This is a genomic window from Pseudarthrobacter woesei (genome assembly GCF_055412745.1).
Map to the genome: position 1 here is coordinate 64,458 of NZ_JBVAYU010000004.1, position 12,285 is coordinate 76,742.

Here is a 12,285-nt window from a genome sequence, read left to right on the forward strand (position 1 = left end):
GCGCTGAACACCTCAGTGCTGACAACCTAGTACAACGACGGCGGTCCCACCTTCGGGTGGGGCCGCCGTCGGCGTTAACCCGCCCGCACCCCGGACGGTCCCGCACGTTTCGCCCGATCGCCCGATGCCTCCCCGTAGGAAAGAAGCCTGCAGGATGTGAGGGAGCATCATTGGGGGTTCGCGGTCTGGCAGGATAGTGCAGTGACGATTACAGCAGCGGCCGACGGCTCGGCTTTAGGAAATCCAGGTCCGGCCGGGTGGGCCTGGTACGTGAACGACGACTGCTGGCGGGCCGGCGGGTGGCCGCATGGGACCAACAACCAGGGTGAGCTCATGGCCGTCCTGGACCTCTTCAGGTCCTCCAAGCACCTCGCGAGCGAGGATCTGCACATCCTTTGCGACAGTCAGTACGTCATCAACTCGGTGACCAAATGGATGCCGGGCTGGAAACGCAAGGGATGGCGCAAGTCCGACGGAAAGCCCGTGCTGAACGTCGAGCTGCTCAAGGAGATCGACCGGGAACTGGCCGGGCGAAAGTACACCTTCGAATGGGTGCGCGGCCACGCCGGGCATGACCTCAACGAGGCGGCCGACGACCGCGCCCGGGCCGCAGCCACGGCGTACCAGCAAGGCCTCGCGTTGCGCCAGGGCCCCGGTTTCGGTGCGGCAGCGGAAGGCTCCGCCCCCGCTGGACAGGCGGCGCCCCCGGCAGGGCAGGCCGTGCCAGCGGGTCCGAACGAGCTGTTCGGCGAACCCGGAATGTTCAATGAACCCGATCTATTCAGCGAGCTGGCAGAGGACACCACGCCGGCCCCCGGCACGGACTCCAGCCCGGAAGCCATCGTCGAAGCACTCGAGCGCGAACTCCTCCTTCCGGAGACCCGCGCCGATATGGGACGCACCGGGGTGCTGCTGCACCCGGACTTCACCGAAATTGGCAGCTCCGGCAGGATCTGGACGCGCGACGCCATGATGATGGTGCTGGAGGAGAACCCGGACGGCCCCATCGAACTGGAGATGCTCGGCGCCGACCGGCTGGGCGAGGGCACTGTCCTGCTGACCTACCGCAGCTACGCCCGTTCGGGAACGGCTCTGCGGAGCTCCCTGTGGGTCCACGATGGCGCGCAATGGCGGCGTCGCTTCCACCAGGGCACTCCCGAGGCGTAAGGACGGCACCGGGCCGGCCCGGGCCGCTCAGCTGAAACGCTGGGCGTTGTTCAGTTCGGCCTGGGCGTAGCTCGCGGCCGCCGAGTTGAGCGCCAGGTTGATGGAGGCCAGGGATGCCTCGACTTTTCCCTGCGTCAGCGTCCACTCGGCGACCAGGGCCTGAAAGTTGGTGGCGGCAGAGCCGCGCCAGCTGGCCTGCAGTTCGTCGAGTCCGCGTTTCATTGCCTGGACGTCAGCGCTGATCCGGTCGACAGTGGCCTTGACGTTGGCGGACTTGAGCTGGAGGAGTTCCGTATCGACGGAGATAATGCTCATGGGATGACCTCTCGACAGTGACTCACCCGGGTCTTCCGGGCACCTCGAGCCTAGGCGCGCGCCAAGATCTTAGGCCATGCCCGGTTCAGCGTATGTGGAAAACCCGGGCCGGGACGGCTACGCCTGGGCGACACCGCCCGCGTCGGTCATGGAGCCCCCGGTGCCGTCGCGTTCCGGACTATCGTCCAGGTACGGAAGGCTGACCGCCAGGGTGGCTCCGCCGCCGTCGGTCTTCTCGACCCGGACAGTGCCGGAGTGCGAGCCGACAATGGCCGCCACGATCGCCAGCCCGAGCCCGCTGCCCCCGGTTTCCCGGGTCCGCGAGGTGTCCGCGCGGTAGAAACGCTCGAAAATCCGGGCAGCTTCCTCGTCGGGGACGCCGGGTCCGTGGTCGCAGACCTCGATGACGGACAGCCGGGTACCGTCCCCGCCGGTCCGGACGCCGACTGCCAGTTCAATGGGTGTGCCCTCGGGGGTGTAGCGCAGCGCATTTCCCACCAGGTTGCTCACGACCTGCCGGAGCTTCGCCTCGTCGCCCAGCACGGGCGCCGGTGCGGCGGGACCGCCGTCGAGTCCCGTGAGGGATACGGCCCGGCCGCGGTCGCTTGCGTGGGTGTCCACAACCGCGTCGTTGGCAATCAGCAGCAGATCGGCCGGCTTCTGCTGCAGCGGACGCTGCTCGTCGATCCGGGCCAGCAGGAGCAGGTCCTCCACCATGGACCCCATCCGTTTGGCTTCGCTTTCGATCCGTCCCATGGCGGTGGCGATGTCCTCCGGGGAGGACAGCGCGCCGTGCCGGTACAGCTCCGAGAAGCCGCGGATGGTCACCAGCGGGGTGCGCAGCTCGTGCGAGGCGTCGGCGGCGAAACGGCGCATCCGCGCCTCTGACGCCATCCGGGCGGCAAAGGCGGTTTCGATGTGCGCCAGCATGGCATTGAGCGAGCTGCCGAGCCGGCCCACCTCGGTGCCGGGATTTTCGATTTCCACCCGCCGCGAGAGGTCGCCGGCAGCGATCGCCGCGGCGGTCTTCTCCACCCGGGCCAGCGGCCGGAAGGACCGGGCAATGCTCCAGGTGGCGATGAAGAAGGCCAACACGAGGGTCAGCAGGCCCACGCCGACCACCACCAGGACGGCGTGTTCCATGACGGAGTCGACCGGCCAGAGCGGGAGCCCGATGACCACGACGGAGTTGCGCTGGTTGGTGTCGACGACGTTGAGGGCAACCACCCGCCAGTTGCGCCCGTCCGTGCCGCGGACCTGGAACGGGACCTGCGCCCTGTCCTTGGCATCCGCGGCGGTCATGCTGCTGATGGCCGGGTGTAGTTCCTTGTCGCCGCCGAAGGGAATAGCGGGCAGCCCCGGCGTCAGCAGCATCAGCGAATAGTCGGTCGGAATGCTCTGGTTCTGGTCCTGCAGCTGGCTGAAGGACTGCTGCTGGCGCACCGAATCGACGGCGGCTTTGAGCTTGTCGTCCACCTGGCCCTGCAGATAGCTGTGCAGCAGGGTCAGCGTTCCGGCGCCGGTGGCGGTGAGCGCGACCAGCATCAACGCTGTCATGATGGCGACGAGCTGCGACCTGAGCGAGGCCGACTTCCAACGCTGCAGCAACAAGGTCAGCGCTTCTCGGCCGTCCGCAGCACGTAGCCGACACCGCGTTTGGTCTGGATCAGCGCCGGTGCATCGGGATCAATATCCACCTTGCGGCGCAGGTACGAGATGTAGGATTCCACGATCGAGGCGTCACCGTTGAAGTCGTATTCCCAGACGTGGTCGAGGATCTGGGCCTTCGACAGGACCCGGTTCGGGTTGAGCATAAGGTAGCGCAGGAGCTTGAATTCGGTGGGGGACAGCTCAATCACGGTGCCGCCGCGGCGCACCTCGTGGGCATCATCGTCGAGCTCCAGATCATCGACCCGGATGACGGCGTCGTCGTCCTGCAAAGGCTGGGTACGGCGCAGCACGGCGCGGATGCGCGCCACCACCTCGTCGAGGCTGAAGGGCTTGGTGACGTAGTCGTCGCCGCCCACGGTCAGGCCCATGACCTTGTCCTCGGTATCGTCCTTGGCAGTCAGGAAAAGGACCGGGAAGTGCTTGCCCGAGGCGCGCAGGCGGCGGGTGACGGTGAATCCGTCCATGTCCGGCAGCATGACATCCAGCACCGCGAGGTCCGGGGCATGGAGCTCCGCCGCGGCGAGGGCTTCGCGCCCGTTGGACGCCGAGACTACTTCGAAGCCGGCGAAGCGCAGCGAGGTGGACAGCAGCTCCCGGATGTTCGGTTCATCATCGACGACGAGCAGCTTGGCTTCTGGACCGTTCTTTTTCATGGTTCCCATGATCCTCCCAGACTCTGTGAGTTCTCTGAGTGGCAGATGTGTGTTGCATGGCCGGAGGCCAGCTGCCCGGACAGCACGGGCGTCCGGGCCTCCGCAGTTCGTTCATATGGACACCGGAAAGGCATTCCCCTCCGCCTTCGCCGATATTAGAGTGGCCGTATCGAACTCACCCGGCCGTTGCGGACTGATCGCCGGCACCCAATGAAAAGGACACAAAGTGACGACTGAGGGCAACGCAGCGGACGGTCCAGGCACCGCTGACCGGAGCATCCGGGACTGGGCAGATCTCGCCGAAGAGATGTGGTCCTACCTGACGGGCAAGGGCGCGGCTATCAACTACAACTTCATCGATATGACCATCGAGGTTCCCCGCGACATCGGTCCGGACGCGCCGCGGGCCACCTGGAAACTAAACGGAAGCCTTCGCGTGACCACCAGCGACAAAGACGCGGCGGGTTCCGACGAGAACAGAGGCTGACCGTGGCCGCGCGGTTCAGGGTCGACATCAGCCTGGACTTTTCCCTCCAGGAGGAATCCGGCGTGGAGGCACGCGGATCGGTGAGGGCCTCCGGAAGTGAAGTCGTGGTCTCCCTGGACCGCATTGACGCACTGCTTGGCCAGCGGATGCCGTCCATTCGCGACGTCAGGCCGCTGGCCAAGACACTGTCAGACCAGGGGCTGACGGTTGTCGTGGATGGACCGGAAGGCAGGATCATCAGTCTCGGGGCCGTTGAGGTGCCGGCCGCGCAGCGCGTGATTACCAGGTCACCCCACATCAGGCTGGGAAAGCTGGGGGCCCTCGCGCCCTTGCTGAAACGGGGCCGGCGTTCTCCTGTCCGCGCGTTTTCCCTGTTGCCGCCCGGGACCTTGTTGCCGTTGCTACCGACAGTAAAGCGCAGGATTCCCCGGCGGATCACAACTACCCACTACACCCGGGGCGGCGGACGGCCACGACTGATTTTTGTTCAGGACTCGGAGTCCTGGGACGGACAAGTCCCGCGTGAGTTCAGCCTAAGTGCGGAGCGGGTGCGCATCGGAAGCGATGAATCCGCCGATCTGCAGCTTCCCGGACTCGACGGCGTGCATGCGGAAATAGTCCACAACGACCAGGACGAATACGTGCTGGTCCGGCACGGCAAAGTCAGCGGCAGCTTCGGTCCGGCATCGACATCGGTTTTGCGCACTGGCGCCCGGATCCAAATGGGTAAGTGGTGCCTGGCCTTCTTCCGTGAGGAATTTGCTGACCACGGACGCCCGTTCGGCGGCCGCAGCGGCGGCGAATTCGCTTTTCAACGCCCACAGCGGGACCCCCGGACCGGTGCCATGGAAAAGGACGGGTCGACGTACATCCGCTAGTCCCGGACTCCGCTGGCCCGAAACGCGGTGGAGCGCCGGATCATTCGGTGGGCGAGCTGGTTCCGACGTCGTTCGCGTCCATGATCCGGTAGGCGTAGCCCTGCTCGGCGAGGAAACGCTGGCGCTTGGCGGCGAAGTCCTGGTCCAGGGTGTCCCTGGCCACGAGCGAGTAGAAGCGGGCGGCACGGCCGTCCCTCTTGGGCCGCAGCAGCCGGCCCAGGCGCTGGGCCTCCTCCTGCCGGGACCCGAAGGAACCGGACACCTGGATCGCGACCGAGGCCTCGGGCAGGTCGATGGAGAAGTTGGCGACTTTGGAGACCACCAGCGTCTGCACTTCGCCGGCGCGGAAGGCGTCAAAGAGTTTCTGGCGTTCCTTGACCGGGGTGTCGCCCTTGATCACCGGAGCGTTCAGGCGCTCGCCGATCTCGTCCAGCTGGTCGATGTACTGCCCGATCACGAGCAGCTGCTCGCCGGCGTGTTCGGCCACGAGCCGCTCCACCACGAGGGTCTTGGACTCGGAGGTGGCGCAGAGCCGGTACTTGTCCGCGTCCTCGGCCATGGCATAGGCCACGCGTTCGTCGCGGGGCAGGTCGATCCGGACCTCGACGCAATCCGCCGGCGCGATATAGCCCTGCGCCTCGATGTCCTTCCACGGGGCGTCGTAGCGTTTCGGGCCGATCAGGCTGAATACCTCGCCCTCGCGGCCGTCCTCCCGGACGAGCGTGGCGGTGAGGCCGAGCCGGCGCCGCGCCTGCAGATCCGCCGTCATCCGGAAGATCGGGGCGGGCAGCAGATGGACCTCGTCATAGATGATGAGCCCCCAGTCATTGCCGTCCACGAGCTCCAGATGGGGGTACAGCCCGCCGCGCTTCGTGGTCAGGACCTGATAGGTGGCGATCGTGACAGGGCGGACTTCCTTGACGGAACCGGAGTATTCGCCGATCTCCTCCTCGGTCAGCGACGTCCGCTTGAGCAGCTCGTCCTTCCACTGCCGGGCGGACACCGTGTTGGTCACCAGGATCAGCGTCGTCGTGGAACTCGTGGCCATCGCGGCGGCACCGACCAGCGTCTTGCCGGCTCCGCAGGGGAGCACGACGACGCCGCTGCCGCCGGCCCAGAAGTTCTCCATGGCCAGCCGCTGGTATGGCCGGAGCTTCCAGCCGGTTTCGTTGAGCATGATCGGGTGGGGCGTGCCGTCGACGTAGCCGGCCAGGTCCTCCGCCGGCCAGCCGATCTTGAGCAGCAACTGCTTGAGCTGCCCGCGCTGGGAGGAATGCACCACCACGGTCTCACCGTCGATCCGCGGGCCCAGCAGGGGAGCGATCTTCTTGGCGCGGCTGACCTCCTCAAGCACCGGATAGTCGGTGGTGCGCATCACGAGTCCGTGCTGCGGGTCCTTCTCCAGCCGCAGCCGGCCGTACCGGGACATGGTCTCTTCGACGTCGACCAGCAGGGAATGCGGCACCGGGAAGCGGGAGTACTTGAGCAGCGTGTCCAGCACCTTTTCGGCGTCGAGCCCGGCCGCCCTGGCGTTCCAGAGGCCCAGCGGGGTGAGCCGGTAGCTGTGCATGTGCTCGGGGGCGCGCTCCAGTTCCGCGAAGGGCGCGATCGCGTGGCGGGCTTCGGTGGCCAGCTCATGGTCAACCTCAAGCAGGATGGTTTTGTCACTCTGGACGATCAGCGGTCCATCGTTCACTGGAGCAATTCCTCTGCGGCCTCTACGTCAATAATCCGGTGGATGGACAGTACACGTTCGGTTTCCTTGTCCGGATCAAACACCCGGACCCGTCCACCGTTTACAGCTACCGGAACAACGGTTTCGCGGACGGCATTCCCCATGCTGTCAACCACATTCATCACCACGCGCTGTTTCAGCCGGATCGCCTTCTGCAGGGTTTCCAGCCCAAGCTGGGTCGCCTCCTCGCTGCCCGCAGCCGCCGCGGGGTGGCCGCCGGTCCCGCCGGCCGCGGGCCGCTCGCTGCGCAGGACCGCCAGTTGGGCGTCGACGTCGGCCTCCGGAGGGGCGGTGCGCGGGGCGCTGTAGACCGGACGGGTGCTGCCCGGCACTGCGGTGCTGCGGCGGAGCCGGACGAAGCCGGACTCGGATTCCTCCACGGCCGGGGACAGCCCCAGGCTGCGAAGGAGCTGCGCCGTTTCCCGGGGCGCCGCGTGCGCGATCAGTACGGTGGGCGCAATCTTGATCAGCCCCAGGCCGGAGGCGGCAGAGGTGTTGAGCAGTTCCAGGATGGCGGTTTCGTCGTCGCTCTGGATGAAGCTCGCCGCGGGCCCAACCCGGAGCCTGGCGTGCCGGGCGGCGGTGTCTTCGATGAGGTAGCTGAGCGGCTGCGGGATGGCAGTGGCCGAGTGCAGGCGCAGGAACTCAAGCAGGGACTGCGCCTCCTGGCCCGCGTCGAGGGCACGCCGGACCGAAGAGACGGAGAAACGGTAGATGGTAGCCGGGCCCTGCCCTTCGGCGTCTGCCATGGTCAGGAGCTTCTCGCTCAGCTCCGGTGCGAGGTAGCCCGGCGCCACCGCGGTGAGGTCCGCCTGGAGCAGCACATGGTTCAGGGCCGCCGGCAGGTGTTCGCCCAGGATACCCAGGGCGTCGTCGGGCTGCTCGGCGGCGATCGCCGCCCCGATCTGGGAGAGGGCCCCGGAGCCAATCAGTCCCAGCATTTCCGCCTCGGCCAGGACGCCGCGGATCAGCGAACTGAAGCGCCGTGCCATCCGCGGCTGCGTCCAGTCGGCGCGCTCCAGCACGGCCGCGGCGTCCAGTACCGGGGCCCGGCCGTCCGGCGCCGCGGCTTCCCGGGTGAGTTCGCGGAGGATTTCCAGGATCCGTTTACGGACCACCGGGGCGTCCGGCCGCTGGGCCTCCGCGGAGAGCGCGTTGATGGTTGTGCCGGCCGCGCCGCGGTGTACGGCGGGGCCGGAGGTGACGCCGTTGACGGGCTGGCCCACCAGCGAGGGCGCGCGCTCGCTGGCGAGCCAGGCGTTGACGAGCCAGAGCCACTGCTCCTGCCTCGGAAGCGTCAGCCACTCCAGCTGCGGGGGCTGGACCCAGGCGGAACTGTCCACGTCCAGCCGCAGCAGACCGGACAGGGCGCAGAGCTCGGCCAGAACCCCCGCCTCGTGCAGTTCGATCCGCAGGGCGTCGGACAGCCGTTTCATTTCCCGCACGCCGACGCCTCCGCTGCGCAGCGTGACGAGGGGCTGGTCGCGGACAACGTAGAGCAATTCACCCACGAGCCGCAGGGTCTCTGCGATGGCGCCCAGGGCCGCGTTGCGGCGCAACGCGGCACTCGTATAGCCCAGCCGAGGCGCGGGGGGCGTCAGGGCGAAGCTCTCGATGACAAAACCGCCGCGCAATGAAATCCCGACGCTGTGCGGGAGTTCCACGTGGGCGGCGTCCAGCGGTACCAGCAGGCCGCGGGCCAGGAGCCAGTCCACCGGCCCGACGTCGGCGCCCTCGTTGAGCACGGAGGCCCGCCGTTGCGCTTGGGGTACCGCGCCCATGGCCCAGTTCCCGAACCGGGCCAGCAGCGCCGTCGTGCGCTCCGGGGCGGCCGCGAGGATCTGCAGGAGGGATGCCGGCGTTGCTGTCCAGTGCTGCAGCGACAGTGCCGCCTCCATCGGCGTTGTGGCGAGGGAGATCGCTGCGCCGCTGCGGTGTAGCTCCGCGACGAGCTGCACGACGCGCGCCGCGAATGCCGGCTGGAGCCGGACCAGTTCGGTGTAACTGCGCCCCAGCCCGGCCGGGTAGATTCCGATGACGTCCTTCAGGCTGCCCACCGGAAGGTAGTACCGCTGCCTTGCGGCGGCGGGCGACGTTCCATGCGGAGGTTCAGCCCGGTGCACGAGGGCCAGTTCCTGCAGCGAATGCAGCATCTTTTCAATCGAGGCAAGCGTGGACCCGCTGATCAGCTTTTTCAGTGTCGCAGCGGAGGCGCTGTGCCCGGTGTCCGTGTTGGTGCAAAGGTGCAGGGTTTCCAGCACCTGCATCTCGGGGCGGTTGAGCCGCTCCAGCGCCCGCTGCACGCTCACGCGGCCGCTCGCGCGTGCGGCGAGGGCGGCGAAGTCCGGGACACCGGGGGAGATGAGGTCCGGCCGCGCGGAGAACAAGGCCCGCAACGAGTCGTCGCTGCGTGCCTGGAGTTCCTTGCTGAGCGCGCGGATAAGGGACATCAGACCAACGTTACCTTTCGCCGGGTCCACGCGTCCGGCGCCGGGCTGCGGCCCCGTCGAGTACGAGGAAGAGCATCAGCAGGAAAGCCAGCGGCAGCCCATAGAGGGCGGCGGAGGTGACCCAGACAGGGGCCACAGTGTTGGCGAAGGCCATAGCCATGACTGCGCCGACGGCAATCAGGGACAGCACGGCGACGGCCGCCGCCATGATCAAGAGGGGCCGCCGGAAGCGCAGTGGTGTCATGGGAGTAACGCTAACAGCCCGGTCCAGCCCGCGCCCCAACGCCGCAAACCGGGTCCGGCAGGATAACCTTGAGGGAACAGACCAACATGGTCCGGGCAGCCACACCCTGAACCCGCATATCAATGCGGATGCGGTGGCCGCCGGCTGTGTCCCCAGCAGAACGAAGAAGGTTGATTACGTGCCTACCGGCAAGGTCAAGTGGTATGACAAGGAAAAGGGCTTCGGATTCCTCGCGGGCGAGGACGGCCAGGAAGTCTTCCTGCCCAAGTCCGCACTGCCCGAGGGCATAACGGATCTGAAGGCCGGCACCCGCGTCGAGTTCGGTGTGGCCGACGGCCGCAAGGGCGCCCAGGCCCTGGGCCTGCGGGTACTCGACAAAACACCGTCCATCGCCAAGGCCAAGCGGCCCAGCGCGAGGGATCTCGCGCCGCTGGTGCAGGACCTCGTCTCCGTCCTGGACAACCTGTCCGGGACGCTTTCCGCGGGCAAATACCCGGAAGGCAACAAGGGTAAGGCGATCGCCGTCGCCCTGCGTAAGGTTGCCGACGAGCTGGACGCATAGGCTCGGCGATGACTCCGGAACCTGAACACAACGCGCCCGAAGCCTCCGGCACCGCCGGATCCAAAATCGCCGGATCCAAAACCGCCGGGTCAAGTGCAGCCGGAGCCAAAGCGGCGGGGTCCAAGCCGCGCGCCGGGGTTCCTGCCTGGCGCACCGGCAAGCCCGACGCCGTCCTGGCCGCCGCCGTCGACGTCGCCCGCACCGCGGTGGAAGGCATCGCCGCGGCCGAGCAGATCGGCCCGCACCTGGGCGCCAAGAGTGAGGGTGACCGTCTGGTAACCCACCTCTTCGAATCGAAGCTGGCCGGCTACGGGGGCTGGCGGTGGTATGCCGTGCTCACCCGCAACTCGCGGTCCAAGGCCGTCACGGTCGACGAGCTGGGCCTCCTGCCCTCCGACGACTCGATCCTGGCGCCCGAGTGGGTCCCGTGGGCCGAACGTGTGCGCCCCGGGGACGAACAGGGAGACGAGGCAGGGGCCGAAGTCGCCGCTTCCGAAAGCCAGGACCAGGCTGTCGGCGAGCCTGCCGCGGAGGACGCCCCGGCAGGGGCCGACTCCTCGGTAGGGGACGGTTTCGAGGAGGACGACACCGCCCCCGAAGACGACTCTGATGACGCGGACGGCAACGCCGACGGCGCCGGCGACGAGTACGACGCCGACGACGTGGAAGTCGACGCCTCGAACGACGAGGCGTCCGGCGAAGCGGCCTCAGACAAGCTCGACTAGGGGTTGGAACCGGCAGGGGAGACGAGCTGTGGAGGCCGGGCATGATGTCCACCTTCAAGTCCCTGCACGTCCTGAACTACCGGATCTGGTTCATCGGGGCGATCATCTCCAATATCGGCACCTGGATGCAGCGCACTGCCCAGGACTGGCTGGTCTTTGACCGCCTGACCGAGCACGACGCGGGCGCCATGGGCATCACGATGGCACTGCAGCTTGGGCCTCAACTCTTCCTGGCTCCGGTGGCGGGGCTTATGGCCGACCGTTTCAACCGCAAACAGCTGCTGGTCGGAACGCAGTCCGCGATGGCGCTTCTGAGCGCGGGCCTGGGCATCCTGGTGCTCTCCGGTGCCGCGCAGCTCTGGCATGTCTACGGCTTCGCCCTGCTGCTCGGCGTCGTGTCGGCCCTCGATGCCCCGGTGCGCCAAACCTTCGTCTCCGAGCTGGTCCGCGACGACTACCTGCCCAACGCGGTGGCCCTCAACAGCGCCTCCTTCAATGTGGCCAGGATGATCGGCCCCGCGGTGGCCGGCCTCCTGACGGTGGCAGTCGGCCCCGGCTGGGTCTTCCTGATCAACACCCTCACCTTCGTGGCGCTGCTGCTGAGCCTGTGGAAGATCCCCAGGGCCTCGCTCCGCCAGTTGCCGAAGGCCGCCGCGGGCAAGGGCCGGATCCGGGAAGGGCTGCGCTATGTGCGGTACCGGCCGGACATCGTGGTGGTGCTCGTAGCGGTCTTCATCGTGGGAACCCTGGGGCTGAACTTCGTGCTGTTCATCGCGGCCATGGTCGGAACGGAATTCGGCCTCGACGCCGGAGCCTTCGGGCTGATGAACTCGATCATGGCCATCGGCTCCGTGACCGGGGCGCTGCTGGCGGCCGGCCGGAAGAAGCCCCGGCTGCGGGTCATCTTCGGGGCTGCCGGGGCGTTCGGCGTGACCTCGGGCATCGCCGCCCTCGCGCCCAGCTACTTCTGGTTCGGCGTCGCGCTGGTCCCCGTGGGCCTCTTTGCGATCACCATGATGACCAGCGCAAACAGCTACGTACAGACGACCACGGACCCTGTGATGCGCGGCCGGGTGATGGCGCTCTACATGGCGATCTTCATGGGCGGCACACCCATCGGGGCGCCGCTGGTGGGCTGGATCGCGAACGTCGCCGGCCCCCGCTGGTCCATGAGCGTCGCGGCGGCCTCCGGCCTGGTCGCCGCGCTGATCGGGCTGCTATGGATCATCCGGGCGAAGCGGCTGCGGATCCGCTTCGACCGCAGGGCCCGCGGGCTGCACTACTTCCACGTCGAATCCGGGCGCGGTGCCGGCGGTTCCGGCGGTCACGCGAACGGCGCCGCCCGGGAAACAGACCCGGACGACGCCGTCGATCCCTGACGCGTCAGCGGTCAGTGTG

The 12,285-nt window shown here is 67.7% G+C and carries 12 protein-coding genes; 6 read left to right on the forward strand and 6 right to left on the reverse strand.

Features of this window, described 5'->3' with window-relative positions; genetic code table 11:
- The first annotated feature begins 201 nt into the window (after nt 1-201).
- On the forward strand, nt 202-1,167 hold the full coding sequence (locus ACZYZE_RS07745; RefSeq protein WP_463907214.1) for an RNase H family protein: 966 nt from the start codon (nt 202-204) through the stop codon (nt 1,165-1,167).
- A gap of 27 nt (nt 1,168-1,194) precedes the next feature.
- Here the strand turns inward: ACZYZE_RS07745 and ACZYZE_RS07750 are convergent, their stop codons facing one another.
- The 3 genes from ACZYZE_RS07750 to ACZYZE_RS07760 all read right to left on the reverse strand — a co-directional run bounded on the left by ACZYZE_RS07750 (nt 1,195) and on the right by ACZYZE_RS07760 (nt 3,806).
- Complete coding sequence (locus ACZYZE_RS07750; protein WP_459318567.1) at nt 1,195-1,482, reverse strand: WXG100 family type VII secretion target; 288 nt, start codon at nt 1,480-1,482, stop codon at nt 1,195-1,197.
- Between the two features lie 117 nt (nt 1,483-1,599).
- Nucleotides 1,600-3,090, reverse strand: coding sequence for a sensor histidine kinase (locus ACZYZE_RS07755; protein ID WP_459318631.1), 1,491 nt, complete (start codon nt 3,088-3,090; stop codon nt 1,600-1,602).
- Between the two features lie 5 nt (nt 3,091-3,095).
- Nucleotides 3,096-3,806, reverse strand: a complete 711-nt coding sequence (locus ACZYZE_RS07760; RefSeq protein WP_459318566.1) for a response regulator transcription factor — start codon at nt 3,804-3,806, stop codon at nt 3,096-3,098.
- A 226-nt stretch (nt 3,807-4,032) separates the two neighbouring features.
- On the opposite strand from ACZYZE_RS07760, the gene ACZYZE_RS07765 reads away from it, so the two are divergent.
- Nucleotides 4,033-4,293, forward strand: a complete 261-nt coding sequence (locus ACZYZE_RS07765) for a hypothetical protein (protein WP_459318565.1) — start codon at nt 4,033-4,035, stop codon at nt 4,291-4,293.
- Between the two features lie 2 nt (nt 4,294-4,295).
- Nucleotides 4,296-5,171 (forward strand): FHA domain-containing protein, encoded by an 876-nt coding sequence (locus ACZYZE_RS07770; RefSeq protein WP_463907216.1) that lies wholly within the window; start codon nt 4,296-4,298, stop codon nt 5,169-5,171.
- A 40-nt stretch (nt 5,172-5,211) separates the two neighbouring features.
- Here ACZYZE_RS07770 and ACZYZE_RS07775 read toward each other — a convergent pair whose 3' ends face one another.
- The 3 genes from ACZYZE_RS07775 to ACZYZE_RS07785 are packed head-to-tail and all read right to left on the reverse strand — an operon-like array spanning nt 5,212 to nt 9,600.
- Nucleotides 5,212-6,867, reverse strand: a complete 1,656-nt coding sequence (locus ACZYZE_RS07775; RefSeq protein ID WP_463907218.1) for a DNA repair helicase XPB — start codon at nt 6,865-6,867, stop codon at nt 5,212-5,214.
- Entirely contained in the window at nt 6,864-9,356 is a 2,493-nt protein-coding gene (locus ACZYZE_RS07780) for a helicase-associated domain-containing protein (protein WP_459318562.1), read from the reverse strand. Before ACZYZE_RS07780 ends, ACZYZE_RS07775 begins: the two co-directional genes overlap by 4 nt.
- A gap of 10 nt (nt 9,357-9,366) precedes the next feature.
- Entirely contained in the window at nt 9,367-9,600 is a 234-nt protein-coding gene (locus tag ACZYZE_RS07785; protein ID WP_459318561.1) for a hypothetical protein, read from the reverse strand.
- Between the two features lie 178 nt (nt 9,601-9,778).
- Here ACZYZE_RS07785 and ACZYZE_RS07790 point away from each other — a divergent pair, with 178 nt between their 5' ends.
- From ACZYZE_RS07790 to ACZYZE_RS07800, 3 genes are read left to right on the forward strand one after another with little or no spacing between them, the layout of a single operon-like run.
- Nucleotides 9,779-10,162, forward strand: a complete 384-nt coding sequence (locus tag ACZYZE_RS07790; RefSeq protein ID WP_459318560.1) for a cold-shock protein — start codon at nt 9,779-9,781, stop codon at nt 10,160-10,162.
- A gap of 8 nt (nt 10,163-10,170) precedes the next feature.
- Nucleotides 10,171-10,887, forward strand: a complete 717-nt coding sequence (locus ACZYZE_RS07795) for a DUF3027 domain-containing protein (RefSeq protein WP_463907221.1) — start codon at nt 10,171-10,173, stop codon at nt 10,885-10,887.
- A gap of 44 nt (nt 10,888-10,931) precedes the next feature.
- The gene (locus ACZYZE_RS07800; RefSeq protein WP_463907367.1) at nt 10,932-12,266 is read left to right on the forward strand and encodes an MFS transporter; all 1,335 of its coding nucleotides are present in this window, start codon (nt 10,932-10,934) and stop codon (nt 12,264-12,266) included.
- Nucleotides 12,267-12,285: the final 19 nt, after the last annotated feature.

What these genes read in the sequence shown, in the direction of transcription:
- ACZYZE_RS07780 (WP_459318562.1), bottom strand. Translation starts at nt 9,356, where the DNA reads ATGTCCCTTATCCGCGCGCTCAGCAAGGAACTCCAGGCACGCAGCGAC.
- ACZYZE_RS07785 (WP_459318561.1), bottom strand. Translation starts at nt 9,600, where the DNA reads ATGACACCACTGCGCTTCCGGCGGCCCCTCTTGATCATGGCGGCGGCC.
- ACZYZE_RS07795 (WP_463907221.1), top strand. Translation starts at nt 10,171, where the DNA reads ATGACTCCGGAACCTGAACACAACGCGCCCGAAGCCTCCGGCACCGCC.
- ACZYZE_RS07760 (WP_459318566.1), bottom strand. Translation starts at nt 3,806, where the DNA reads ATGAAAAAGAACGGTCCAGAAGCCAAGCTGCTCGTCGTCGATGATGAA.
- ACZYZE_RS07800 (WP_463907367.1), top strand. Translation starts at nt 10,932, where the DNA reads ATGTCCACCTTCAAGTCCCTGCACGTCCTGAACTACCGGATCTGGTTC.
- ACZYZE_RS07750 (WP_459318567.1), bottom strand. Translation starts at nt 1,482, where the DNA reads ATGAGCATTATCTCCGTCGATACGGAACTCCTCCAGCTCAAGTCCGCC.